This window comes from Sphingorhabdus sp. EL138 (genome assembly GCF_945882965.1).
In the GTDB taxonomy this organism is placed as follows: Bacteria; Pseudomonadota; Alphaproteobacteria; order Sphingomonadales; family Sphingomonadaceae; genus Sphingorhabdus_B.
This window is the reverse complement of the sequence record NZ_CAMCWY010000003.1, coordinates 23680-49722: the sequence shown is the minus strand read 5'-3', so window position 1 is coordinate 49722 and position 26043 is coordinate 23680. Positions and strand designations below refer to the sequence as shown.

The following is a 26043-nucleotide window of genomic DNA, read 5'->3' as shown; positions in this document are numbered from 1 at the left end:
ATCTAAACCTTATCTGGCGTGATGTAGGGGACGCGAATGCCCGGCATATTTGCCGGAAAGTCTTTGACATTGCGCGTCACTAAAATGGCGCCATGCTCTTGAGCCGAGGCGAAAATTATCGCGTCTGGTAGCTTGAGCGAGCGCTTGTTAAAACGAAGGTCGGCAGCCCGTCGTGCGATCTCCGGCGACAACTCACGTATGGAATAATTTTGCAAATAGGCTTCTGTTTCGGCGCGTGCTGGCACGGGCATGCCAGCCAGAACTTCAATCCACGTCATGCGGCTAATCCAGTGACGCTTAGCGCGGCGAAGCTCGGCAAGTGCCTCGGGTCTTCTCGCCAAAGCATCGATAATGATATTGGTATCGAAATAGATGTCGCTCACGCGGCGACGTCTTTCTCATCCGTCAGCGGACCATGTTTTGCGGGGTCATATTCCGGATCCCATTCGCGCACCCATTCGTCGCGTAGCCGGTTTTGATACTCCATCCCATCTTCCGTGAAGCCATGTTTTGCCCACAAACCAAAGCCCGCCTCCAGCCAATCGGTATTGCCGGATGCTGGCCCGTCCGCGCGATATGCCTCCACCGCCTCACGCAACACCGCCGCACGCGACTTGCCCTGTTCAGCGGCAAGCTGGTCAAGCCATTTGATGTCTTCATCAGGCAAATCGGCGAGGATACGAGTCATGATATACTGATATCATATCATGATATCATGTCAAGGTTAGTCACTTCTTCTCAGCTTTCTTCTTCCGCATCGCATCGTGAAACCGATCTGCCCAGCCGGGCTTCAATAATTGTTCGGCGCGGACCATGCGGAGTTCGCCGTCGGCGACGTCGCGGGATACGGCGCTGCCTGCGGCCACAATCGCATCACGGCCGATTTTGACGGGCGCGATCAGCGCACTATTGCTGCCGATGAACGCGCCTTCGCCGATTACCGTTTGATATTTGAAATAGCCGTCATAATTGCAGGTGATCGTGCCAGCGCCGATGTTCGCGCCTGCGCCAATTATTGCGTCGCCCAGATAAGTCAAATGGTTGGCCTTTGCGCCCTTGCCCAGATGGGCTTTTTTGGTTTCGACGAAATTGCCGATCTTGGCATTTTCCTCCAAAACCGTCCCGGGCCGCAGCCGGGCAAAGGGACCGATTTCGCAACCCTCACCGATGATAGCGCCTTCAATATGGCTGGTTGCGCGGATTTTTACATTGTCGCCTATGCTGACGCCGGGACCAAAAAAGACGTTGGGTTCAATCAGGACATCGCGGCCAAGCTGCGTATCCCACGCAAACCAGACGGTTTCCGGCGCAATTAAAGTTGCGCCTTCATCCATGGCTTGCACCCTGCGGCGCTGCTGCCACGCTTGCTCCATCTCGGCCAATTGCGCGCGGCTGTTGATGCCCGCGACCTTGTAGGGTTCGGTTGTGATAGCCACGCAAATCCGCCCGTCTTCGCTAGCTATGTTGACGATATCGGTAAGATAACATTCCTTTTGCGCATTATCGTCAGTGACGCGATTCAGAAGCGGGAACAGGTCGCGTGCTTTCACCGCCATCAAGCCGGAATTGGACAGCCTCACCGCTTTTTCGGCCTCGGTCGCGTCCTTTTGCTCCACCATTTTGATGATGCGGCCATCTTTGACGATGACGCGGCCATAGCCCGTTGGATCTTCTGGCGCGAACGCCAACACGACCACCGCCGGCGCATCAGGCGCGTTAAGCCGGTCAACCATAGCTTGCATCGTGGCCGTCGGCACGAACGGCACATCGCCGTAGAGGATGAGGACATCGCCCTCAAACCCCTCCAGAGCGCCTTGGGCCTGCTGCACGGCATGGCCAGTGCCAAATTGGGGTTCTTGCACCGCCAGCTCTGCGGAGCCTGCCAAAGCGGCCTCTAGCTGCGCCTTGCCGCTGCCGACCACCACAATTTTTTTGGCAGGGCGCAAGGCATCGACCGATGCCATTAAATGCATCAGCATTGGCCGCGCGGCAATGGGATGCAGCACCTTGTGCAGGTCGGATTTCATGCGCGTGCCTTTGCCCGCGGCGAGAATGATGGCAGCTAATTCAGTCATAGATACTCTCATGCCAGCAAATTGTTGCAGTTTCCAGAACAACACTTCAATGACGCGCGACACACAAAAATAATTGGACAAATAATTGGGGAGTTTGGGGCTTGGGTTTGGATTTTCCTTTCGACATCATCGGCTTTGATCTTGACGGTACTTTAGTCGACACCAGCGGCGATCTGACCGCTGCGGTCAATCATGTCCTGGAAAGCGTCAGCAGGCCGCTGCTATCGCCAGAAACCGTGAAGCAGCATATTGGCGGCGGCGCAAAGCTGATGCTACAACAAGGGCTTGAGGCAACAGGCGGCATTCCGGATGGCGATTTCAAACCGCTCTACCGCCAGATGCTCGGATATTATGAAGCGCATGTGTCGGTGCATAGCCGCCCGTTCGATGGCGCGTTGGCGGTGCTGGATGCACTTGATGAAATGGGAGTGCGTTATGCCGTGGTGACCAACAAGTTTGAGAGCCTTGCGGTCAAATTGCTCACCGACCTTAACCTGGCACACCGTATGGGATGCATCTTGGGCGCAGATACTTTGGGCAAGGAAAATGCCAAACCTTCAGGCGCACCGATTTTTGAAATGATCAAACGCTGTGGTGGCGGACGGGCGGCTTACATCGGCGATTCGATTTACGATATGATGGCGGCAAAAAATGCCAGCGTGCCGAGCGTGGCCGCGAGTTTCGGGTTTTTGCATGGGCCAGTCGAGGACATGGGCGCAGACGCAATCATTGATCATTTTGACGAATTGCTGGATTGCCTCAAAAGCATGGGTTCAAATTAGGTCACGCAGACGCGCAGAGCACGCCGAGCCGAGCCGATTTTCTCTTCGCCGTTGCTTGCGCCAATTTGCTGCGTCTATATGTGGGGCGATCTCACAGGCATTGCAGCAGGGTATAAAGTGAACAGTTGGATGTCTCCCCGCATGATTTTTGCATTTGCGCTGGCATTTGTCGGCGCAATGTTCGCATCCCAAATGGAAGGATCCGCCGAACGCTTTCTCGTTATATTTGTATCCATGTTGGTTGCATTGTTCGTCGTTGCCGATCCCCATGATCGCGAAGAGGCACCTGCCGAACCAGCCACATCTGATGGCAATAGCCTCGATATCCCGGCTATCATCTCGCATCCACAATTGCAGGCGTTTATTGATACTTCGGCGGATGCCATATTGATGGTCGAAAATGCCCGCGTCACGGCTGCCAATCAAGTTGCGCTACGTTTGCTTGGCGCAAATATTGTTGGCCAAAATGTCCGGATGGCGTTCCGTCACGCTGGCGCGATTGAACGGCTGTCCGATCCAGAGGTGCAGCACAGCGGACACCCGATTCGGCTGGCGGGCATTGGCCAGAAAAACCAATTATGGGACATGCGGATTCAGACCATGGGTCCATCGCAGAAAATCGTGCACTTGGCCGACCGCAGCGGAACACAGGCCGCCGAACAAATGCGCGTCGATTTCGTCGCCAATGCAAGTCACGAATTGCTAACGCCATTGGCCGCTATCAAGGGCTTTATCGAAACGCTGGATGATCCCGCAGCGGGCGATGACATTGCCACGCGCAGCCGGTTTCTGGGTATCATGGCCACGGAAACCGACCGGATGCAGGCGCTGGTCCGTGACCTGATGTCGCTGAGCCGGATTGAGGCCGAAAAATATGATCCACCACAAACGCCCGTCGATTTTTGCGACATCGTCGTGGAAACCGTTGAGCAACTGCGCAACAGCCAAAAGGACCGTGGCGCAGATATTGTGGTCGATGTGACGGCAGGTCTGCCACCTGTCATGGGAGACGCCGGGCAATTGCGGCAGTTGGCGAGCAACATTTTGAACAATTCGCTGAAATATGGTCGTGCTGGCACGCCCGTCACGGTCTCATTATTGCGTTCGCGATCTGGCGCCATGATTAATTTTACGGTGACAGATGTCGGAGACGGCATTTCCCCTGAACATTTGCCACGCCTAACTGAACGGTTTTATCGTGTGGATTCAGGGCGAAGTCGCTTGGTTGGTGGAACTGGCTTAGGCTTAAGCCTTGTCAAACATATCGTTGATCGGCATCGGGGCCATCTGGAAATCCGCAGTAAAGTCGGCAAGGGTACGACGGTGTCGATATTGTTACCGGTTGCGCCAACGGGGCCGTCATAAAAATGTAATACAAGAGTCATTTATCATCCATCTGGGCCGTCTAATGGCCCTGTTACTTCTAGTTCTAACCGCGCCAAATCCATTATGGGGACAGCCAATATGTTGAAGAAATTATCGCTCATTGCCGTAAGTGCACTCGCGCTGTCAGCGTGTAATGACCAAGCCAGCACCGGCGGCGCTGCGGGTGGCTCGCGTCAGGAAATCCGGATTGTGGGTTCTTCGACGGTGTTCCCATTTGCCAAGGCCGCATCAGAGGCATTTGCAAAGGCAGACCCATCGCGCAAATCGCCCGTACTGGAATCGACTGGCACTGGCGGCGGAATTGAGCAGTTCTGCAAGGGTGTCGGCGCGGATACGCCCGATATCGTCAATGCCTCGCGTCGCATGAAAAAGAGCGAGTTCGTTAACTGCCAGAAAAATGGCGTGAAGGACGTGATCGAAGTTCAGGTCGGTATTGACGGGCTTGCGCTGGCGCAGTCCAACGCGGGCACGAAGTTCGCATTGTCCACCGCCGATGTTTACAAGGCGCTTGCAGCCAATCCGTTTGGCAAACCACAGACCGCCAAGCTTTGGTCCGATGTTAACCCTGCCCTGCCCAACTTACCTATTTCGGCTTATGGCCCGCCAACGACATCGGGCACGCGCGATTCTTTCCATGAACTAATCATGGAAGTTGGCTGCAATACGGATGCAGCGACCAAGGCGTTGAAAGATAGCGACGAAAACAAATACAAGGCGATATGCACTGAAGTGCGCAATGATGGTGCGTTCAAGGAGCAAGGCGAAAACGACAATCTGATCGTGCAGAAGCTCAGCTCCAACCCGAACATGGTCGGCATTTTCGGCTATAGCTATATGGAAGAAAATGCATCGAAGGTGCATGGCATCACCATGAATGGGGTAAACCCAACTATCGCCACGATCTCAGATGGCAGCTACCCCGGCGCGCGCAAGATGTTTATTTATGTAAAAAAAGCGCATGTCGATAAAATTCCGGGCATTCAAGATTTCGTCCTCGAATTCCTGAAGGGCGGTGTCGTCGGCGGTTATCTCACAAAATTGGGTATGATTGCGTCAAGCGATGCCGACTATAAGACCGCCAGCGGCTCTGCAAACGACCTGACCGTAATGACGGGTGCAGATTTGAAATAAAATTGCAACAATGATGGCGTCTATGGGTTTGGATCGAATCTGTGTTTGAACCAAGCCCTTGCTATTTCTGGGCGCTATGTATGACGGGTTTCGGATCATCTGTTTCAAGGGAGCATGGTTAAGTTTATGACTGGAACGGCATTGCTCTTCCTTGTCCTTGGTCTCGGCCTGATTGGTTGGATAGCTGGGCGTGCGCGGGCCGCTGCGTTTGTGCGCAGTGCAAAAGGTGGGCCGCGGGGCACCGTAAACAGCCTGCCTTATTATCACGGCTGGTTCGTCGCGATCTGCGCCATTGCCCCTGCGCTTGTTTTCATGTTCATCTGGCAATCGATTTCCCCGGCATTGGTCACGGACATGGTGCTGTCGGCTCCCGCCGCTGCCGACTTGCCCCAAGAAGGCTTCGCGCGCGCCGCGATCCTGTCGGAAGCGCGGGCGATTGCTCAAGGTTTCCAAATCGCTGCGTTTCAGAATGAGAGCGAAAAGCTCGTTCCTTTATACAAAAGCGCATTGGCATATTATAAATTGATTGGCGTTGCCGCGACATTATTGCTGCTTTTCGCTGGCGGCGCATATGCCTTCACCCGTTTAAAACCCGACTTTCGCGCCCGCAGCAAAGTCGAGCGCGTTGTCATGTTCGGGTTACTGGTCGCATCATTGATTGCCATTCTTACAACGCTGGGAATTTTTGCCTCGTTGATTTTTGAATCATGGCGTTTCTTCTCAATGGTATCGCCATTTGAATTTCTGTTTGGCACGGAATGGAACCCAAAATCGGTTGTGACGCCTGGCGCAGACAATGGGTATGGCGCGATTCCGTTATTCTGGGGCACGATCTTCATTGGCGCGATCATTGCCATGATTGTCGCCATTCCGCTCGGCTTGATGAGTGCGATTTTCTTAACGCAATATGCGTCCGCGACCGTGCGTAAATGGATGAAGCCTATCCTCGAAATTCTCGCCGGTGTGCCAACTGTGGTCTATGGATATTTTGCCGCATTAACGGTGGCGCCTGCGGTGCGTGACTTTGCCGTGATGCTTGGCTTTAGCAATGCGGCCTCCGATAATGCCTTGGCCGCTGGCATTGTGATGGGTGTGATGATCATACCCTTGGTATCGTCCATGTCCGATGATAGCATTGCTGCGGTTCCCAATGCGATGCGCGACGGAAGCCTCGCCATGGGGGCAACGAAGAGCGAAACCATCAAAAAGGTGTTGTTGCCAGCCGCCCTGCCCGGCGTTGTCGGCGGTGTATTGTTGGCGGTCAGCCGCGCGATTGGCGAAACCATGATCGTCGTCATGGCGGCGGGCTATACCGCCAACCTAACCGCCAACCCATTTGCAACGATCACCACGGTGACCGTTCAGATTGTCGCGCTTTTGACCGGTGACCAAGATTTCGGAAGCCCGCATACGCTTGCGGCATTTGCGCTTGGCCTTGCGTTGTTCGTGACGACATTCTTCCTCAATTATGTCGCCTTACGGGTCGTGAAAAAATATCGGGAAGCATATGAGTGAAGCCATGACGGAACCGACGCCCACCGACTGGAACGGGCAGATCATGCAAAAGCGGATTGCGCGGCGCTATGCGGCCGAGCGTCGGTTTAAGGTGATGGGCTTTCTGGCTGTTGCCTTGTCGACTGTGTTCCTCGCCTTTTTGCTGTTCACGATGATGGGCCAAGGCTTGCGTGGTTTTCAGCGCACAGAAATTGCGGTCGATTTTGACTTTCCTGCGTTAACGTCGGGAACGACGGCTGCCGCAATCAGTGGCCCTAATGCCGATGCCGCGCTCAATTCTATGGATGTTCCCGGCATTGTCGAACTCGCTGTTAGTCAGCAATATGGCGACATAAGCGAGGGTCTTTTGACATCGGGCGCTGCGGGCAATGTGCGGCAGATGCTGATGGATAATCCCGGCCTCGTCAAGTCAAAGCAGCAGCTGTGGTTGCCAGTAGATTCGCGATTGGACGTTGCGTTCAAACGCGATGGGGAGCCTGCAGCCGAACAAACAGTTGCAACGCTGGCGCAAAAAGACGCATTGCGCACTGGCTTTAACTGGACGTTCCTGACAGGTGCCGACGCCACGGACCCATCGGCGGTAGGCATATGGGCAGCGTTTAAGGGCTCGCTGATGACCATGGCGATTACCCTGATGCTTGCCTTCCCAGTCGGCGTATTGGCCGCTTTATACCTTGAGGAATATGCCGCCAAGAATAAGCTGACCGACTTGATTGAAGTGTCGATCAACAATTTGGCGGCCGTGCCCTCCATCATCTTTGGTCTGCTGGGTCTGGCGGTTTTCCTGACCATGTTCGGTATGCCGCGGTCGTCTGCATTGGTCGGCGGTTTGACACTTGCGCTGATGACGATGCCGGTCATCGTCATTGCGGGCCGCAATGCTATCAAATCCGTGCCGCCGTCGATACGTGAGGCGGCGTTGGGCATTGGTGCCTCGCCTGTGCAAGTCGTGTTCCACCATGTGCTCCCACTTGCCCTTCCGGGCATATTAACCGGCACGATTATCGGCATGGCGCGCGCCTTGGGTGAAACTGCACCATTGTTGATGATTGGCATGCGTGCCTTCATCCCAGCTGCGCCCGAAGGCTTCACCGACGCGACAACCGCTTTGCCTGTGCAAATCTATCTTTGGTCGGACGAGGTCAATCAGGGCTTTGTCGAAAAAACCAGTGCCGCAATCATTGTGTTGCTGATATTCTTGTTGGGCATGAACGCCCTTGCCATCTATCTTCGCAACCGTTTCGAAACGCGTTGGTGACTTATGAAAACAAAGGACGGTAATGTGGGCGTAACCCCTGGAATAGCCAAAATATCCACTCGCAATGTGAATGTATACTATGGCGAGAAGCAAGCCATTCACGACGTCTCGATTGACGTTGATCAGCAAAATGTGACTGCGTTTATCGGTCCATCCGGTTGCGGAAAGTCAACATTTCTGCGGTCTTTGAACCGGATGAACGACACCGTCGCCGGAGCCCGCGTCGAAGGCCAGATATTGCTCGACGACGAAGACATTTATGCATCTGGCATGGATGTCGTGCAATTGCGCGCGCGCGTCGGAATGGTGTTTCAAAAGCCAAATCCATTCCCGAAATCGATTTACGACAATGTCGCTTATGGTCCGCGTATCCACGGTCTGGCCAGCGGCAAGGCCGAGTTGGATCACATCGTCGAGACGTCACTCACTCGCGCTGGATTGTGGACTGAGGTCAAGGATCGCCTGAGCGAAAGCGGAACGGCGCTTTCCGGCGGTCAGCAGCAGCGCCTGTGCATTGCCCGCGCCATTGCAGTGGACCCTGAAGTTATATTGATGGATGAGCCTTGCTCCGCGCTTGACCCAATTGCCACTGCGCGGATTGAGGAGTTAATTCACGACCTGCGCGGAAAATACGCCATCATCATCGTGACCCATAATATGCAGCAGGCCGCGCGCGTGTCGCAACGCACCGCCTTTTTCCATTTGGGCGATTTGATTGAATTTGGCGAAACGTCGGACATATTTACCAATCCACGCGAAGACCGCACCAAAGATTATATTACCGGCCGTTACGGTTAGAAAGGTTGCGACATGACCACGGGCACAAAGCACACAATCACGGCATTTGACGATGATATGGACGAAATCCGTGGGCTCATTGCCGAAATGGGTTCGCGGGCCGAAGCTGCAGTCATTGCGGCGATGAAGGCGTTGCGCGAGCATGATACCGATACAGCCGCAACCATCCGCGCTGATGACAAAATCATCGACACACTCGAAACCGAAGTCGAACGATTGGTGGTCCGGACGATCGCATTGCGCGCACCAATGGCGGATGATTTGCGTGAGCTAATCGCCGCGCTCAAAATGTCGGCCGTCATTGAACGCATTGGCGATTATGCCAAAAATATCGCCAAGCGCGTGCCGCAGATGAATGGCAAGATACCGTCCTCCGCGCTTGAGCAATTGGGCCGCATGGGCGAAATCGTCGTCGAAATGATCCGCATGGCGATGGACGCTTATGCCAAGCGGGACGTCGATCTGGCCTGCGCGGTCACCGTTCGCGACGATGTGGTGGATCAGCTTAACAAGGATTTATTCGTAGACTTCGTCGCTTATGTCGTCAAAAATCCCCAAAATGCGACGGAAGTTGCGCATTTGCTGTTCACCGCAAAAAACCTTGAACGGATTGGCGATCACACCACTAATGTAGCGCAAATGATTTATTTTACCGAAACGGGTGAAAACCTGCCCGACGCTTGAAGCGGAGATTTATATGCCCAAGGCGCAATTGCTATTGGTTGAAGACGACAGTGCGCTTGCCGAGTTGGTACGCTGGCATTTTGAACGCGAAGAATTCGACGTCCAAAACACTGGCGACGGTGAAGAGGCGCTATTGATGGCCAAGGAGCGCACACCTGATTTGGTATTGCTCGATTGGATGCTGGAGAATTTATCTGGCATCGAAGTATGCCGCCAATTGCGCAAGTCTGACAACACCGCCAATGTGCCAATCATCATGCTAACCGCACGCGGTGAAGAGGATGACCGGATACGTGGACTTGAAATCGGTGCTGATGATTATGTCACCAAGCCGTTTTCACCACGCGAGCTCGTTGCCCGTGCCAAGGCCGTCCTCCGCCGCGTGCGCCCCGCCTTGGCTGGCGAAGCCTTGCGCTTCGGTGATGTCGAAATGGACACCGTCGCGCATAAGGTGAAACGCGGTGGTAAGCAGGTGCCTTTGGGTCCGACCGAATACCGGTTGCTAAAGCATTTCCTCGAATATCCAGGCCATGTCTTTTCGCGTGAGCGCTTGCTCGACAGCGTCTGGGGCCATGACAGCGACATCGAAATCCGCACCGTTGATGTCCATATCCGCCGCCTGCGCAAAGCCCTGAACGAAGACTTTGACAGCGACATCATCCGGACGGTCCGTTCGGCGGGCTATTCGTTGGACCAAGACGCCGTCTAACAGGAAAGCTGTCGGCGCACGGAAACGCCAAACCCCATCAGCGTTGCAAGTGCGGTGGCAATACAGCGGGGATTCATTGCGGCTGCCTAAAAAATAGACCATCCGTTGATGACGCTTGGAAAGCAATTTGGTGATCCTGACCCTAGGAATAAATTCTCTCTTCGTGCCAGCCTTTCCAACCTTGCTTTACGCTTGCGTCAAGTGACGGGCCATGCCAAGACGCGGGCAAATTTGGCGGCTTTGTCCGTTGTGCATATTGGAGATCGACTATGACCATCAGTTTTAAAGACAAGGTTGCAATTGTAACGGGTGCAGGCGGCGGTTTGGGCAAGGCTTATGCCCTTGAACTCGCCAAGCGCGGTGCCAAAGTGGTGGTCAATGATCTGGGCGGCGCGCGCGACGGTACGGGAACATCTGATGCAGCGGCGCAAGTCGTTGAGCAGATCAAATCCGCTGGCGGCGAAGCGATGGCCAATGGCGGCAGCGTCACCGAATATGAACAGATGGTCGAAATGGTCGCAAAGGCAAAAGAGGCCTTTGGCGGCGTCCATATCCTGATCAACAATGCCGGTATCTTGCGCGACAAAAGCTTTGCCAAGATGGACATGCCCGATTTCGATCTGGTGCTTCAGGTACATGTCATGGGTTCGGCCAATTGCACCAAGGCCGTTTGGGACACGATGCGGGACCAAGCCTATGGCCGTATCTTGATGACCACCTCGTCAACTGGCCTATACGGCAATTTTGGCCAAGCCAATTATGGCGCAGCAAAGCTTGGCCTTGCCGGCTTTACCAAGACGCTGCATTTGGAAGGCGCGAAGTATAATGTCCGCGTCAATTCGCTTGCCCCGGTCGCTGGCACACGCATGACCGAGGATATTTTCCCAGAAGGGCTGTTCGACCAATTTACGCCTGAAAATGTCGTTCCAGCCGCGCTCTATCTGGTCAGCGAAGATGCGCCGACCAACATGATCATCGGTGCAGGCGGCGGTGGCTATCACGCCGCTTATGTCACCATGACGCCCGGCGTCGCGTTGCGTCAGGAAGACCGCAATGTCGAAGGTTTTGCCGCAGCATGGGACAAGATCATCGACCGCACCGGCGAAACGGTGCCGCAATCGGGCGGCGAACAATCCGTCGCCGTCATGAAGGCGTTGCAGGCCTTGGGCTAAATTATCCCGATATTATCTTAAAAAGCTCGGTCTTTGGCCGGGCTTGTTTTATGCGTCGACCAGTTTCATTAACTTGCGTTCGACAGGTGCCAGCACTGGCCCCAGTTCATGGCCGCGTTTCAGGATTGCGCCGCCTTCGCCCACCAACGCCCACATGCCTTGGCGATTGCGCAACGCGGGGCGTTTTTCGATGCGATATTCGGGGCGCTCGGTCGCGCGGCGGAACATGCTAAACACAGCGGCGTCGCGGCCCAAGTCAATGGCATAATCCCGCCAATTACCCGCCGCGACCATCCGGCCATATAGGTTCAGGATTTGCGTCAGCTCATTTTTTTCAAAGCCAACCTGATTGTGGCGGCTAACCCCGGGAAAGGGTGTGACGACGGCGCTCAACTGACCTTGCGTCCCTTTGCTGGACGTGGCTGGGCTGGACGTGGCTTGGCAGGCGCAACGTTTGAAGCGGCATCGCGCTGTGCCATCAACTCGGCCACTTTCTTGCGCAAGCTTTCAATCTCGCATTGCATGATCTCAAGGCTTTGTGTCGCTGGATCGAACATTTCGCGGCATGGCGTACCATAGGGCATGAAATCACGCGCGTAAGTTTCCGCCTTTACCAAGGTTGATCGCGCTTTTTGACCAATCATGGTCGCGCCGGCTGGCACATCCTCTGTCACGACCGCAGCCGCGCCAATGCGCGCACGTTCGCCAACCGTAATTGGCCCAAGAATCTGCGCGCCCGAACCGATGATGACATTATCCAATATGGTCGGATGCCGCTTTCCACCAATTCCTGTCGTCGGATTGGTGCCGCCAAGCGTGACATTTTGATACATGGTGACATTGTCACCGATTTCCGCTGTTTCGCCAATGACGCTGAAACCGTGATCCAAAAAGAATTTGCTGCCAATTTTCGCACCAGGGTGAATGTCGATACCCGTCATGAAGCGCGCAAAGTGATTAACCAGCCGCGCCAGAAAAAACATATGCCCCAAAAATAACCAATGCGCGACGCGGTGATAGCCGACCGCCCAAACGCCGGGATATAATAATATCTCCCACCGCGAACGCGGTGCCGGGTCTCGTTCTTTGATCGAGTCGAGATATTCGATGAGATTAGAAATAAACATAAATGACTCTGCTGGCCTTTGCCGGACCCGTTGATTGCGTCCAAGCTAAGACGTTTGGCTGGGCTTTTCCAGCAAAGGATGCAGTTTGCCAATAATTATGTGTATAAAAATTGGTAAAAGCGATTATATGCTGCCCATTGATTAACGGAACCGATTTATGAGCACATATCTTCCAACGCTAAAACAGCTGCAATATCTGGCGGCGTTGCAAGAGCTTGGCCATTTTGGCAAGGCCGCCGAGTCCTGCTTCGTCACGCAATCGACGCTATCGGCGGGCATTCGCGAGCTGGAATCGCTACTTGGCCTTATGTTGGTCGAACGCACGCGCCGCGTTGTCCGGTTCACCCCGCTTGGCAACAAGATCGTCGCAAAGGCGCACCGGATATTGCGTGAAGCAGAGGAACTGGCGGAAATGGCACGTTCAGCGGGTACGCCATTGGCCGATGACCTGCGGATGAGCGTCATTCCAACCATCGCGCCGTTTTTGCTGCCGAAATTATTGCCCGCATTGCGTAAGCAATATCCCGATTTGAAATTATATTTGCGCGAAGAAACCAGCGCCGCTGCGATCGACGCGTTGCATCATGGACATGTCGATTGCGTATTGCTTGCGCTGCCCTTTGCCGCTGGCGATATTGAAAAAGCGACGTTGTTTGAGGACCGCTTGTTTGTGGCGTTTCCCAAGGATGACCCGCGCGATCCCCCCGAAAGCATTAAGCCCGAGCTAATCGACGAAAGCCGGATGCTTTTGCTGGTCGATGGCCACTGCCTTAAGGACCATGCGCTTGCCGCATGCAACCGCCCCGAAATGCGCGCCTTTGCAACTATGCTGGGCACATCGCTGCATACGTTGGTGCAAATGGTCGATAATGGCCTTGGCCTTACCATCATCCCCGAAATGGCGGTTAAAGCTGGATTGTTGAACGGCACCGATGTGCAGGCCCGCCCATTGAACGCCGAACATGCGTCACGCGAGATTGCGTTGGTGTGGCGCACCAACAGCCCGCGCCGTGAGGAATTTGAACTGCTGGCAGATGCGCTGCGCGCCTTGCACGCCGCATAATTACGCCCAACGGTCGGACCGCGCGTCATCGCTGGCTTTGGCGTCGACCCATTTTGCGGTGCCATCGGCATAATGCTCGCGCTTCCAAAATGGTGCCTCGGTCTTCAGCCGGTCAATGAGGAACGCCGTCGCCTCCAATGCCTCCGCCCGGTGTAGCGAAGCGGCTCCGACAACGACCACAGCCCCCCCCACAGGGACAATTCCAACGCGATGGGTGATGACGGCGCCCAGCAACGACCATCGCGCTGTGGCGGCTTCTATGAGGCTTGAAAGACTTGCCTCCGTCATGCCGGGATAATGTTCCAATTCAATCGCGGTTACCCCGCCATCGTTGCGCACAATACCCGTGAAGCTGGCCAATGCACCGCCGCCAAGACCCGCCAAAGCGGCCAGCTCCGACGCGGGCTCAATTGGCGCATCGCTGATCCGCACCGCTTTCATCCGCCCGTGACCGGAGGGAAGATCGCCAGTTCCTGCGCCGCACCAAGCAGAGCATCGCCTGTAACCATTTCTTGGTCCAACGCGAACCGCAGGCGTGAAAGGTCGTGTAATGCGCGGGCATGCTCTTGGGAACCCGCGGAAATCCAAGCCACAAGATCGCCAACAGTGCGGGCATCCTGCGGCACATCATATTCTTCGGATGACAGCCCGATCGCCTCGCGCACGCTGGCAAAATACAACAATTTCATGGCGTCAATCCATATGCTTAATGCCGACGCGCAGATAATCCCAACCGGTAATCATCGTCAGCACCGCCGCGATCCACAACAACAGCAACGCCGCTTGCTTCAGCAAAATCCAGTCCGGCAGCGCCCCAGCCAAAATGACCCCGCCAAGCGAGACCAATTGAAATGTCGTTTTCCATTTGGCGAGTTTGGACACTGGCACCGAAATCTGAAGACCTGCAAGAAACTCGCGCAAACCCGACACAATCATTTCGCGCAACAAGATGATCAAGGCGGCAATCACGTGCCACCCCTCCACATCGCGCGTGAAGACCAGCATCAAAATGACGGCGGCAATCATGATTTTGTCGGCAATGGGGTCAAGAAAGACGCCCAGTTTCGACACCGTCCCTTGCGCGCGGGCAAGATAGCCGTCGAAATAATCGGTGATCCCCATCAGACAGTACAGCACGAATGCAAATGAATAATCGAGCGGTAGCGGCTGCACGCTCATAGGCTTGGTCCCGGGCCACAATAAGAAGACCAGTATGGGCACGGCGAAAATTCGCGACAAGGTCAGGATATTGGGCAAGCTAAGCATAAAGCACCGATAGCGTGATGCGCGTGTAAAATCACCTGACTATTTACCAGCGATCCGAAATGCGCTTTGCTATGCTTCCAACCGGCAGCTAAGGCACGGGGCATCCTCCGCATGAGAAACTGGTAACCTTATGGCCACAACAATGTCTCTGATGAACAAGCGCCGCTTTCTGCCGCTATTCGTCACGCAGTTTCTCAACGCCTTCAACGATAATTTCTACAAAATGACGATGGTGATCTTGGTCACCTACGACATTTATTCGGACCCCGCGCGCGAAGCAAATTTCAACGCGATTGCAGGCGCACTGTTCATCTTGCCGTTTTTCCTGTTTTCGGCGCTGGCGGGGCAATTGGCGGACACGATTGAAAAAACCAAGGTCATCCGCATGGTGAAAACGGCCGAGATATTCATAATGCTATTTGGTGCAGCGGGTATCTATTTGCAGAATATTCCGCTGATGCTCGCCACCTTGTTTGCGATGGGCGTGCATTCGACATTTTTTGGCCCAATCAAGTATGCAATCCTGCCGCAACATCTGGAAAAAGATGAGGTGCTGGGTGGTACTGGCCTTGTGGAGGCTGGAACCTATTTGGCCATATTGGGGGGCACGATCGCAGGCGGCATTATCCCTGGCGAAATTGCCGGCGTCTGCATCATCATCATTGCCATAATCGGGCGCATAACCGCTCAGTCTGTGCCAGTCGCGCCACCCGAAAACGACGCACCGACAGCCAAAATGGACTGGAATATCTTCCGTAGCAGCTGGCGGCTTGTCCGCGACACTATGCATTTCCCCCATTTGTTCATGGCCATCATGGCGATCAGTTTTTTTTGGGGTATTGGCGCGGTGTTGGGTTCCATTTTTCCGCCAATGGTCAAAAATGCAATTGGCGGCGACAATACCGTAGCGACCTTGTTTACCACATTTTTCTCCATCGGTGTCGCGATTGGCTCGATTGCCATCAACCGCCTGCTTAACGGAACGGTCTCTGCGAAATATGCACCGGCATCGGTGATTGTCATGGGGCTGTTCGTTCTCGACCTGTGGTGGAGCGTTAGCCATTGGGGGCCGGTGGGCACAGAGTTGATGAATTGGTACAGTTTCCTGACACTTGGTAAGGGAGAACGGATGATAGTCGACATTTTGGGCATCGCTATTGCCGCCGGGATGTTCGTGGTTCCGCTTTACGCGTTTCTGACCACTACTGTTGCAAAGTCGCAAACCGCACGAACCATTGCTGCCAACAATATCGTCAATGCCGGCGCAATGGTCATTGGCGCCATTATCTACAGCCTGCTCGTGAGCTCCGGCGTCAGCATTGCCGACACTTTGTTCATGATCGCAGCGGCCTGTTTAATATCCGCTTGGATCGCTTGGCGGCTCCATAAAGTCTGCGACGTCGCCGCGCTTCAGGTCACGCAATAAAGCAGGTGATCGCCGTTAAAGGGTTTCTAGCCATTTTCTTTCGCATAAATTGGCGGGCACTTGCCGCGTCTGTTACGCATTGCAGCGTCAATCAGGAGATCTTTGCCGATGGAGAGAGCAGCACATATTCAACACACTGGCGGACCCGATGTTATTGAATGGGCCGACGTTCAACTTGCCGAACCTGGCCCGGGCGAAGTCCGGATGCGCAACGCAGCAGTTGGCCTCAACTTTATCGACACTTATCATCGTAGTGGACTTTATCCGATGGCCATGCCCAGCGGTTTGGGCATGGAGGCCGCTGGCGTCATTGAAGCCGTGGGGCAAGGCGTCGCCGACTGGCGTGTGGGTGACCGAGTCGCTACTTTTGGTCCGAATATTGGCGCGTATTGCACGGCGCGAAATATCCCCACGCATAGTCTGTTTCTTGTCCCCGACGGCATCAGCGATGAAGTGGCGGCAGCGGGTTTACTGAAAGGCTGCACTACCGAATTTCTCATTGAACGCTGTGCCAAGGTGCAACCTGGATGGGACGTTTTGGTCCATGCTGCCGCTGGCGGCGTCGGTTTGTTGCTCGTCCAATGGCTGAAGCATGTCGGCGCGCGCGTCATTGGTACCGTCAGCACGGAAGAGAAAGCCGCATTGGCGCGGGCAGCAGGCGCCGACCATGTCATTTTATATGGCAAGGAAGATGTTGCCCGACAGGTGCGCGAATTGACTGGCGGCAAGGGCGTTGAAGTGTCTTTTGACGGTGTCGGGCAGGAAACTTGGGAGACTTCAATCAACGCAACCGCACGGCGCGGCCTGATCGTCAGCTATGGCAATGCGAGCGGCCCCGTTTTGGGCGTTAACCTTGCATTGCTCGCGCAAAAGGGCTCGCTTTATGTCTCGCGGCCGACTTTATTTGATTATTACCACAACGCAGCCGAGCGGACGGCAGGTGCAGAAGATGTGTTCGACATGTTCGCGCAGGGCATCATTGAAATGACCATTGGACAACGTTATGTCCTTGAAGATGCCGCGCAAGCGCATCGCGATCTGGAGGCACGCCAAACCATTGGTTCAACGGTGCTGATCCCGTAAACGACACAGTGTAATCATAAGGGGGAGCATTATGAAAATCACCGATAAGACCGCGTTAGTGACGGGTGGTAGTGACGGCATCGGCTTGGAAATCGCGCGCCAACTGCTGGCAAAGGGCGCGTGCGTGATTGTATGCGGCCGCCGCGAAGACGCGCTGGCATCGGCGCGCACGGAGGGTTTTGAGGCCATTCAAGCTGATCTTTCCACCGCCGCTGGCTGCGCGGCGCTTGCTGCTGCTTTGGCAGACAGGCCCCTCGATATGCTGATCAACAACGCCGGGATGAGCGGGAATTTCGGCCCCAATGAGCCGCTCGACCTTGCGCTGACCGATCAAGCCATTTTCCTAAACCTCAACGCACCATTGCATCTGATCGGCCATCTCCTGCCGACTTTGTTGCAACGGCAAGAGGCGGTGATTGTCAATGTCACCTCGGGCCTTGCCATTGCACCACGTGCGGGCGGCCCGGTTTATTGCGCCACCAAGGCGGGCTTGCGCAGTTTCACCCAATCGCTGCGGCACAATTTACGCGACACAAACGTCCATGTGATTGAGGCGCTGCCGCCTGTCGTAGACACCGCGATGACGCGTGGCCGGATAAACGGCAATAAAATGTCGGCCAAGCAATGTGCGGCTGAAATCGTTGATGCCATTGCGACCAATGCCACGGAGGCCAATGTCGGCATGGTTAAGCTTCTGCGGATGATATATTCAATCTCGCCTGCGCTTGTGCGGCGGATCATGATCAAATTCTAAGGGTCAATCTGAGCCAAAGAAGTTGCGTTCCCATTTGGTAAAACCGAAATCTGCAATTTCAGGAAAATAAGTGGTGCCCCAGGCCCGACTCGAACGGGCACTCCTTTCGGAACAGGATTTTGAATCCAGCGCGTCTACCATTCCACCACTGGGGCACATCTTTGCCAGGCGGACCCGGTCAAGCGGAGGCCCCTCTAACCGAGCCTCCGCCATGATGCAAGTGCATCCTTATGTCTTCAGTTCCGCTATTTCTTAAGCTCTTTTGCGAGTGTCTTGAGCGTAGCCTTGCCATAAGGGGCCTTGAACCCGCCCATGCCAGCAACATCAACGCCCGTCTGGCGATAGACTGCGCGCATATGGCTGAACGTCTTGAACCCGTCGGCACCGTGATAATTGCCCATGCCCGATGGCCCAACGCCGCCAAAGGGCAGGTCTTCCATCGCATTGTGGAAGACCACATCGTTGATGGTAACGCCGCCGGAAACAGTCCGCGTCAGCACGCGTTCTTCCTCGGCCTTGTCCGATCCGAAATAATAAAGGCCAAGTGGACGATCATGCGCGTTCACATAATCAATGGCTTCTTCCATCGATGAATAGGTCATCACGGGTAGGATTGGGCCAAAGATTTCCTCCTGCATCACCTTCATATCGTCAGTGACGTTGCGGACGATGGTCAGCGGCATTTTGTTGCCGTTGGACGTGGCAAATTCCTCATTGGCTGGGTTAATCTCAATGATCTCCGCACCCTTTTCCCGCGCATCGTCGAGATAGACCTGCAACCGTTCATAATTGCGCCCGTTCACGACCGACGTGTAATCGTCATTGTGCAGCAATTTTGGATATTGCGCGGTGACGCCAGCCTTCACGGCCTCAATCACATCATGCTCCTGATCGCTTGGCACCAACAGATAATCGGGCGCCAGGCAGATTTGGCCGGCGTTCATCATCTTGCCCAACGCGATCCGCTCGCCCGCCTTTTTCTTGTCCGCGCTGCGGCCAATGATGGTCGGCGACTTGCCGCCAAGTTCCAACGTGACCGGCACCAGATTGTCAGCGGCAGCGCGCATGATATGTTTGCCAACGCTCGTCGCGCCTGTGAAGATCATATGGTCAAAGGCCAGCTTGGAAAAGGCCATGCCGACTGCAGCGTCGCCGGTGAAAACCGCCATTTCCTCTTCAGCGAAATATTTGGGCACAAGTTCTTCAAACAAGGCCGATACCCGCTCTGTAAATTCGGATGGCTTGATCATGGCGCGGTTACCGGCGGCGAGGACGCCCGCCATTGGCACCATCACCATACCAACGGGGAAGTTCCACGGCGCAACGACGCCGACCACACCCTTGGGCTGAAACACGACCTCGGCCTTGGCACCGATCAGGCCCAAGGGAAAGGTGGGCTTGCGCTTCTCGCCCTTGGCCCAGCTTTCAAAATGCTTCTTGGCGTACTTCATCGCGCTGACCGAAGGCATGATATCCGTCAGCAGCGTCTGTTCGCGGCTGCGATGGCCGAAATCGGCCGAAACGGCCTTTGCAAAATCTTCGGCATGGTCGATCAGCAACGCAATTGCACGGTCCATGCGGTCGCGACGCACCGACATCGGTTCCGGCATGGCGGCGGTAAACGCGGCACGCTGTTTTTCAAGCACAGTCTGCATATTTGCGGTCAATTTCTCTCTCCCTTTAATCGGCTGATGAATTGTTAGCGCGAAGCGTTGCACATTGAAACCATTTTGGCGTATCGGCATTGCTAACACGCGCAAAGCGTGACGATTTGAAGGGAGAGAAGATGATCGAGGCAGGAAAAAAATGGACGCCGCCTGCGGGTTGGCCAGCGATGACCCGGGATCAGGTAAAGGTAGCCTTGTGCGCGCCGGGCATGCCATTTGAAATGGAAACTGCCGTGATTGAAGGCGTGCCAACGCGCGTCTGGAAAAATACTTTGCCCAATCTGGCGGCGCTTGCCGGACATGCCACGGCATCATTCGGTGACCGCGAATTTGTGGTGTATGAAGATGAGCGCGTCACATATGACGCCTGGCACCGCGCCGTCGCGTCATTGGCGCAGGCGCTGCAGGACTGCGGCGTTAAAAAAGGTGACCGCGTCGGCCTTGCTATGCGCAACCTGCCCGAATGGCCAGTCGCCTTTTTCGCCGCCGCCGTCACTGGCGCGATTGTTGTGCCGTTGAACGCATGGTGGACGGGCGAAGAGCTGTCCTTTGGCATGGCTGATTCGGGCGCTGCCGTTTTGATCTGCGATACTGAACGTTGGGACCGCATTGCGCCGCACATATCCGAAATGCCCGCGCTAAAGCATGTGATGGTTACGCGTAACGGTGGGGCCGCGATGGCAGAACCGGCTATTCCGCTCGAAAATATCATTGGTGAACCGAAGGGCTATGCCCAGTTGCCCGACCTAGCGCTGCCCGATGTCGCAATCGCGCCGGATGATGCGGCCACCATTTTCTATACCAGTGGCACGACAGGCAAACCCAAAGGAGCGCTGGGGTCCCACCGTAACTTGCTCACCAATGGCCTTTCCAGCGCTTATTCTGGCGCAGCGACCATATTGCGTCGTGGCGAAGCTTTACCTGAACCAAGCATTCGGGCGTCCTTGCTGGTGATCCCGATGTTCCACGTCACCGCCTGTTCGGCATCGATGATTCCCACGATTCAGGCTGGTCACAAAATCCTACTCCTGCACAAATGGGACACATTAAAAGCTTTCGAGATTATTGAGCGTGAGAAGATCAATGCCACAGGCGGCGTGCCATTTATCGCTTGGCAGTTGATTGAGCATCCCGACCGCGAAAAATATGACCTCAGTTCCATCGATGCGATCAGCTATGGCGGCGCGCCATCTGCGCCGGAATTGGTAAGCAAGATTTACGAAATCTTCGGTGCGTTCCCCGGCAATGGCTGGGGCATGACCGAAACCATGGCGACCGTCACTTCACATATAGCCGAAGATTATCTCAACCGCCCCGATAGCTGCGGCCCAGCGGTTGCGGTGTCCGACCTGAAAATCATGTCTGAGGACGGTATGACCGAAGTGGCTGTTGGTGCGGTTGGCGAATTATGGGCACGCGGCCCGCAAATCGTCAAAGGATATTGGAACCGCCCCGATGCAACTGCCGAAACCTTTGTCGATGGCTGGGTCCGAACAGGCGACCTTGCGCGCGTGGATGACGAAGGTTTCTGCTTCATCGTTGATCGCGCAAAGGACATGATCATTCGCGGCGGCGAGAATATCTATTCGTCGGAAGTCGAAAATATTCTTTATGAGCATCCGGCAGTCACGGACGCTGCCTTGGTCGGCATACCGCACCAGACCTTAGGCGAAGAACCCGCAGCCGTGGTGCATTTAGCACCCGGCATGACCGCCACTGAGGAGGAGCTGCGAATTTATGTCAGCGAACGTCTGGCGAAGTTCAAGGTGCCAGTAAAGATCATCTTCACACAAGATACTTTGCCGCGCAACGCCAATGGCAAGATCCTGAAACGCGATTTGAAGACGCTGTTCTAGGGTCAGGACCTAAGGCGGCAATAGCGGTGATTCACATTTGTTTTTGATGGCCCGGCGGCCTATACAGCGCCAAACCGAAACCAAAGGAATCTTCCATGCACCACGCCGATCCTGTCGTCATATTGTCCTACGCCCGTACGCCCATGGGCGGGATGCAAGGGGCATTGGCCGATGTTTCGGCAACTGACCTTGGCGCGACGGCGGTGAAGGCAGCGGTGGAACGCGCTGGCGTCGATGGCGCGATGATTGAACGTATCTATATGGGCTGCGTCCTACCCGCAGGCTTGGGCCAAGCCCCTGCTCGGCAGGCGGCGATCAAGGCTGGCTTGCCCAAATCGGTACAAGCAACGACCGTGAACAAGGTATGTGGTTCGGGTATGCAGACCGTTATCATGGGCAGCGAGGCGCTCGCCGCAGGGTCAGTTGATTATGTCATCGCGGGCGGCATGGAAAGCATGACCAACGCCCCCTATTTGCTGAAAAAGCATCGCAGCGGCGCGCGCATCGGGCATGACACAGCTTATGATCATATGTTCCTCGATGGCCTTGAAGACGCCTATGAGGCTGGCCGCGCCATGGGCACATTCGCGCAAGACACCGCTAATGATTATCAACTGACGCGTGAGGCGCAGGATGCCTATGCGATTGAATCGCTCCGCCGCGCACAAAAAGCGATTGCCGATGGCGCATTCAAGCAGGAAATTGTCGCCGTGACCGTTGCCACCCGCAAGGGCGATGTCATTGTCGACACCGACGAACAACCCGGTAAGGGCATGCCCGACAAAATCCCGAGTTTGAAAGCTGCCTTTGCCAAGGATGGCACGATTACCGCGGCAACCAGCTCATCCATCTCCGATGGTGCAGCGGCGCTTGTCCTGACGCGTCAGTCGGTCGCCGATGCCAACGGACAAACAACCATTGCCCGCATCGTTGCCCATGCCGCACATGCACAGGAACCATCGGCGTTCACCACTGCACCTGTCGGCGCGATCAGCAAATGCTTGGAAAAGGCCGGGTGGACCATCAATGATGTGGACCTGTTCGAAGTGAACGAGGCCTTTGCCTGCGTCGCCATGTTCGCCATGCACGATCTTGGCATAGCGCATGACAAGATGAACGTGCATGGCGGCGCTACTGCGCTTGGCCACCCCATTGGCGCGTCGGGCGCGCGGATCATCATAACCTTGGTCGCGGCTCTGCAACGCCATGGCAAGACACGCGGCATTGCGGCATTGTGCATTGGCGGCGGCGAAGCGACGGCACTTGCGATTGAGCTTATCTAAACGGTTATAACGCGCTGCAATATGCATATCGTTTTTGTCCTGTTCGACAATGTCACCCAGCTTGATTTCACCGGGCCAGTGCAGTTTTTGTCGCGGCTGCCCGGCGCAGTGGTGCATGTTGTCAGCAAAGACGGCCAAGCCGTTACGACCGACTGCGGTTTTTCAATCCTGCCGCGCTCCGGCTTCGCCAATTGCCCGCAAGCGAACATATTATGCGTGCCCGGCGGCCGCGGCGTCCGCGACGCGATTGCGGACACAGCCATCGTCGATTTCGTGCGCCAACAGGCCAAGGGTGCAGATTATATCACCAGCGTGTGTACTGGCGCGTTCGTCCTAGGTGCAGCAGGGCTGCTTCAAGGCAAAAAGGCAACGTGTCATTGGGCCTATACGCAGTTGCTTCCCCTTTTCGGCGCAACGCACGCGCCAGCGCGAGTCGTGCGTGATGGCAATCTGATCACCGCTGGCGGCGTGACCTCCGGCATTGATTTTGCGCTTGAACTGATTGCGGCGATATCGGGCGAGGATGTCGCAAGGACAATCCAATTGGCGCTCGAATATGACCCCGCGCCACCCTTTGGCGGCGGTTCGCTTGCAAGTTCCTCAGATGAAACTGTCGGTAATCTGCGTGCGCGCGTTTACGACAAGGCGGCGTCCGAAATGAAAACGGCCATTCAACATATAATTTAACCCGCCGATTAAATTCACACTGGACGTACGCGCGACATCGGCATAGCTTCTCCCTTCGGGAGAGAGAAAACATGACAAAAAAGCTTTTGGCCGCAGCGGCATTTTTGAGCGCGGCAATGATGCTGAGTTCCTGTGGAAAGTCGGCGGCGGACTCGGACATTCCCGCCTTTGCGGCGATTGACGGCGATTATTTGAAAACCGGCGGTGACGGCTCCAACTGGGCGATGACCGGCTTCAATTATGATGAACAGCGGCACAGCCCGTTGAAGCTGATTAACGACGGCAATGTGCAAAATTTAGGGATCGCATGGTTTGCCGACTTACCAGATGCGCGCGGGCAAGAAGCAACGCCGGTGGTGGTCGATGGCAAAATGTTTATCTCCACCGCTTGGTCCAAGGTTTTTGCTTATGATGCCAAAACGGGCAAGCCATTATGGAGTTTCGACCCCAAAGTCGACAAAGCGCGCGGCGTCAAGGCCTGCTGCGACGTTGTCAATCGCGGCGTCGCTTTCTGGAAAGGCAGCGTTTTCGTCGGCACCATTGACGGTCGCCTGATCTCACTCGATGCGAGCACCGGAAAGCAGAATTGGAGCGCGCAGACGCTTGATCTGGAATCAAACGGTACCATCACGGGCGTCCCGCGCGTGGTCAAGGACAAGGTTGTGATTGGCTTTGGTGGCGCTGAATTTGGCGCACGCGGTTATGTCACTGCTTATGATGCGGCGACTGGTAAAAAGGCATGGCGTTTCTACACCACGCCCAATCCTAAGGGCGAACCGGACAATGCCGCCAGCGACGAAATCCTGAAAACCGCAGCGACCAAAACCTGGAGCGCAAAACCCAAAAAGGGTGACTGGCGCGAAAGCGGCGGCGGCGGGACCGTGTGGGACGCCATTGTCTATGATGCCGAACTGGATCAGCTTTATCTCGGCGTTGGCAATGGCAACCCGTGGAACCACGGTATTCGTTCCAATGGTGAAGGCGACAATTTGTTCCTGTCCTCCATCGTCGCACTAAAACCCAACACCGGCGAATATGTCTGGCATTATCAGGAAACACCTGCCGAAAGCTGGGACTATACCGCGACGCAGCCGATCATCTTGGCCACCGAAACGCGTGCCGGCAAGGAACGTAAAGTTCTCTACCACGCACCCAAAAACGGATTTTTCTTCACGATAGACCGGCTAAATGGCAAATTGCTGTCCGCCAACCCGTTCATTAACGGCATTACGTGGGCAACCGGGTACGATTTGAAAACTGGACGTCCGATTGAAAATCCGGAAGCGCGCTATGAAAAAACCGGCAAGCTTTATATGGCGAACCCGTCGGCGCTTGGCGCGCATAATTGGCACCCGATGAGCTTTAATCCAGCGACCGGCCTTGTTTATATTCCTGCTTTATACATTGGCGGCGCTTATCTTCCGCCGATTGCGCCTAATGAGATGGAGCGTAAAAAGCTTGGCTTTAATACTGGCGGCGCAATGGCGACGGTGGATTTGCCCGATGATACCAATTTCGTCAAAGCGGTGAAGGCCGCCACGACTGGCAAATTGGTGGCGTTTGACCCTAAAACCGGCAAGGCCAAATGGACCGTTGATCATCCCGCGTCATGGAATGGCGGGACGATGACGACGGCGGGCAATCTGGTGTTCCAAGGCACGGCGATGGGTGAATTTCGCGCTTATGCCGCCGACACGGGCAAGCAATTGCTAAACATCAATGTGCAATCAGGGGTGCTCTCTGGCGCGTCAACTTATACTGTGGATGGCGAACAATATGTGGCATTCCTGACCAGCAAGGGCGGTGCTTTTCCGTTGGTTGCGGGCTATGCAGGGGCGACCAGTGCTGCGGTGCCAAACCTGCCGCGCTTGATCGTGCTGAAATTGGGCGGCAAAATTGCTTTGCCCGCCTTGCCGGAAACCCCGCCTTATGTGTGGCAGCCGACCAAACAGTTCGGGACGCCAGCGGATATCGCAGCGGGCGGATCAAACTATCAACGATATTGCCTCGTCTGCCACGGCCCAGGCGCGGTTGGCAACGGCGTGCTGCCTGACTTACGCAAATCCGGCACGATTGCCGATGCTGCAACGTGGAAATCGGTTGTCATCGACGGCATCTTGAAAAGCAACGGTATGGTCAGCTTTAGCAGCGTGCTTAGCCCAAAAGAGGCAGAGCAAATGCGCGCCTATGTGGTCAGTCGCGCGCATTATGCAAAGGCGAATGACGCGGCCTTGAGCGGAGGCGCAAAAAGGGCAGCCAAGTAAAATCTGCTGCCCATGAATCTAGCACCTGCCTAAAATTTAGGCAGGTGCCATTGCCAT

At 55.2% G+C, this 26043-nt stretch carries 26 protein-coding genes and 1 tRNA gene; 17 read left to right on the top strand and 10 right to left on the bottom strand.

What is annotated here, in order from left to right:
• Positions 1-2 precede the first annotated feature (2 nt).
• Genes Q0N43_RS01980 through glmU form a run of 3 tightly spaced genes read right to left on the bottom strand, consistent with a single transcriptional unit; the run spans position 3 to position 2075 of the window.
• Positions 3-383: a type II toxin-antitoxin system VapC family toxin gene (locus tag Q0N43_RS01980; protein WP_295441716.1), complete on the bottom strand. Its 381-nt coding sequence runs from the start codon at positions 381-383 to the stop codon at positions 3-5.
• Positions 380-688: a ribbon-helix-helix domain-containing protein gene (locus Q0N43_RS01975; RefSeq protein WP_295441713.1), complete on the bottom strand. Its 309-nt coding sequence runs from the start codon at positions 686-688 to the stop codon at positions 380-382. Before Q0N43_RS01975 ends, Q0N43_RS01980 begins: the two co-directional genes overlap by 4 nt.
• Before the next feature lie 40 nt (positions 689-728).
• Positions 729-2075, bottom strand: coding sequence for a bifunctional UDP-N-acetylglucosamine diphosphorylase/glucosamine-1-phosphate N-acetyltransferase GlmU (gene glmU, locus Q0N43_RS01970; protein ID WP_295441697.1), 1347 nt, complete (start codon positions 2073-2075; stop codon positions 729-731).
• 101 nt (positions 2076-2176) lie between these two features.
• On the opposite strand from glmU, the gene Q0N43_RS01965 reads away from it, so the two are divergent.
• From Q0N43_RS01965 to Q0N43_RS01925, 9 genes are all read left to right on the top strand, one after another.
• Complete coding sequence (locus Q0N43_RS01965; RefSeq protein ID WP_295441695.1) at positions 2177-2857, top strand: HAD hydrolase-like protein; 681 nt, start codon at positions 2177-2179, stop codon at positions 2855-2857.
• 78 nt (positions 2858-2935) lie between these two features.
• Complete coding sequence (locus Q0N43_RS01960) at positions 2936-4222, top strand: ATP-binding protein (RefSeq protein WP_295441692.1); 1287 nt, start codon at positions 2936-2938, stop codon at positions 4220-4222.
• Positions 4223-4321: 99 nt separating this feature from the next.
• Positions 4322-5374: a substrate-binding domain-containing protein gene (locus tag Q0N43_RS01955; RefSeq protein ID WP_295441690.1), complete on the top strand. Its 1053-nt coding sequence runs from the start codon at positions 4322-4324 to the stop codon at positions 5372-5374.
• Between the two features lie 126 nt (positions 5375-5500).
• Positions 5501-6889 carry a phosphate ABC transporter permease subunit PstC gene (gene pstC / locus Q0N43_RS01950; protein ID WP_295441967.1) on the top strand — a complete coding sequence of 463 codons (1389 nt, stop codon included), beginning with the start codon at positions 5501-5503 and terminating at the stop codon, positions 6887-6889.
• Between the two features lie 4 nt (positions 6890-6893).
• Positions 6894-8147, top strand: a complete 1254-nt coding sequence (gene pstA, locus Q0N43_RS01945; RefSeq protein WP_295441964.1) for a phosphate ABC transporter permease PstA — start codon at positions 6894-6896, stop codon at positions 8145-8147.
• 3 nt (positions 8148-8150) lie between these two features.
• Positions 8151-8945: a phosphate ABC transporter ATP-binding protein PstB gene (gene pstB / locus Q0N43_RS01940; RefSeq protein ID WP_295441687.1), complete on the top strand. Its 795-nt coding sequence runs from the start codon at positions 8151-8153 to the stop codon at positions 8943-8945.
• A gap of 12 nt (positions 8946-8957) precedes the next feature.
• Complete coding sequence (gene phoU / locus Q0N43_RS01935) at positions 8958-9629, top strand: phosphate signaling complex protein PhoU (protein WP_295441686.1); 672 nt, start codon at positions 8958-8960, stop codon at positions 9627-9629.
• A gap of 13 nt (positions 9630-9642) precedes the next feature.
• Positions 9643-10338, top strand: a complete 696-nt coding sequence (phoB, locus tag Q0N43_RS01930; RefSeq protein ID WP_295441683.1) for a phosphate regulon transcriptional regulator PhoB — start codon at positions 9643-9645, stop codon at positions 10336-10338.
• A 269-nt stretch (positions 10339-10607) separates the two neighbouring features.
• Positions 10608-11510 (top strand): SDR family oxidoreductase, encoded by a 903-nt coding sequence (locus Q0N43_RS01925; RefSeq protein WP_295441680.1) that lies wholly within the window; start codon positions 10608-10610, stop codon positions 11508-11510.
• A 48-nt stretch (positions 11511-11558) separates the two neighbouring features.
• On the opposite strand, the gene Q0N43_RS01920 is transcribed toward Q0N43_RS01925, so the two are convergent.
• Positions 11559-11903, bottom strand: a complete 345-nt coding sequence (locus tag Q0N43_RS01920) for a DUF2794 domain-containing protein (protein WP_295441678.1) — start codon at positions 11901-11903, stop codon at positions 11559-11561.
• Positions 11900-12637: a serine O-acetyltransferase EpsC gene (epsC, locus tag Q0N43_RS01915; protein WP_295441675.1), complete on the bottom strand. Its 738-nt coding sequence runs from the start codon at positions 12635-12637 to the stop codon at positions 11900-11902. Before epsC ends, Q0N43_RS01920 begins: the two co-directional genes overlap by 4 nt.
• A 157-nt stretch (positions 12638-12794) precedes the next feature.
• Between epsC and Q0N43_RS01910 the strand changes: the two genes are divergently transcribed.
• Positions 12795-13700: a hydrogen peroxide-inducible genes activator gene (locus Q0N43_RS01910; RefSeq protein WP_295441672.1), complete on the top strand. Its 906-nt coding sequence runs from the start codon at positions 12795-12797 to the stop codon at positions 13698-13700.
• On the opposite strand, the gene Q0N43_RS01905 is transcribed toward Q0N43_RS01910, so the two are convergent.
• From Q0N43_RS01905 to pgsA, 3 genes are read right to left on the bottom strand one after another with little or no spacing between them, the layout of a single operon-like run.
• Positions 13701-14141, bottom strand: a complete 441-nt coding sequence (locus tag Q0N43_RS01905) for a molybdenum cofactor biosynthesis protein MoaE (protein WP_295441669.1) — start codon at positions 14139-14141, stop codon at positions 13701-13703. It abuts the gene before it with no gap.
• Complete coding sequence (moaD, locus tag Q0N43_RS01900; RefSeq protein WP_295441666.1) at positions 14138-14389, bottom strand: molybdopterin converting factor subunit 1; 252 nt, start codon at positions 14387-14389, stop codon at positions 14138-14140. The genes Q0N43_RS01905 and moaD overlap by 4 nt, the downstream gene beginning before the upstream one ends.
• Before the next feature lie 4 nt (positions 14390-14393).
• Positions 14394-14966, bottom strand: coding sequence for a CDP-diacylglycerol--glycerol-3-phosphate 3-phosphatidyltransferase (pgsA, locus tag Q0N43_RS01895; RefSeq protein WP_295441663.1), 573 nt, complete (start codon positions 14964-14966; stop codon positions 14394-14396).
• Between the two features lie 130 nt (positions 14967-15096).
• On the opposite strand from pgsA, the gene Q0N43_RS01890 reads away from it, so the two are divergent.
• From Q0N43_RS01890 to Q0N43_RS01880, 3 genes are all read left to right on the top strand, one after another.
• Positions 15097-16392, top strand: a complete 1296-nt coding sequence (locus Q0N43_RS01890; protein ID WP_295441660.1) for an MFS transporter — start codon at positions 15097-15099, stop codon at positions 16390-16392.
• A 108-nt stretch (positions 16393-16500) separates the two neighbouring features.
• A complete protein-coding gene (locus Q0N43_RS01885; RefSeq protein ID WP_295441657.1) occupies positions 16501-17475 on the top strand; it encodes a quinone oxidoreductase in 975 nt (324 codons plus the stop codon).
• 31 nt (positions 17476-17506) lie between these two features.
• Positions 17507-18229, top strand: coding sequence for an SDR family NAD(P)-dependent oxidoreductase (locus Q0N43_RS01880; protein WP_295441655.1), 723 nt, complete (start codon positions 17507-17509; stop codon positions 18227-18229).
• Positions 18230-18300: 71 nt separating this feature from the next.
• Here the strand turns inward: Q0N43_RS01880 and Q0N43_RS01875 are convergent.
• A tRNA-Leu gene (locus tag Q0N43_RS01875) sits at positions 18301-18384 on the bottom strand.
• Between the two features lie 90 nt (positions 18385-18474).
• Entirely contained in the window at positions 18475-19884 is a 1410-nt protein-coding gene (locus tag Q0N43_RS01870) for a coniferyl aldehyde dehydrogenase (protein ID WP_295441961.1), read from the bottom strand.
• A gap of 131 nt (positions 19885-20015) precedes the next feature.
• Here Q0N43_RS01870 and Q0N43_RS01865 point away from each other — a divergent pair, with 131 nt between their 5' ends.
• The 4 genes from Q0N43_RS01865 to Q0N43_RS01850 all read left to right on the top strand — a co-directional run bounded on the left by Q0N43_RS01865 (position 20016) and on the right by Q0N43_RS01850 (position 25986).
• Complete coding sequence (locus tag Q0N43_RS01865; RefSeq protein ID WP_295441652.1) at positions 20016-21752, top strand: class I adenylate-forming enzyme family protein; 1737 nt, start codon at positions 20016-20018, stop codon at positions 21750-21752.
• Positions 21753-21847: 95 nt separating this feature from the next.
• On the top strand, positions 21848-23035 hold the full coding sequence (locus Q0N43_RS01860) for an acetyl-CoA C-acyltransferase (RefSeq protein ID WP_295441649.1): 1188 nt from the start codon (positions 21848-21850) through the stop codon (positions 23033-23035).
• 21 nt (positions 23036-23056) lie between these two features.
• The gene (locus Q0N43_RS01855; protein WP_295441646.1) at positions 23057-23722 is read left to right on the top strand and encodes a DJ-1/PfpI family protein; all 666 of its coding nucleotides are present in this window, start codon (positions 23057-23059) and stop codon (positions 23720-23722) included.
• A gap of 71 nt (positions 23723-23793) precedes the next feature.
• Positions 23794-25986 carry a PQQ-dependent dehydrogenase, methanol/ethanol family gene (locus Q0N43_RS01850; RefSeq protein ID WP_295441643.1) on the top strand — a complete coding sequence of 731 codons (2193 nt, stop codon included), beginning with the start codon at positions 23794-23796 and terminating at the stop codon, positions 25984-25986.
• Positions 25987-26043: the final 57 nt, after the last annotated feature.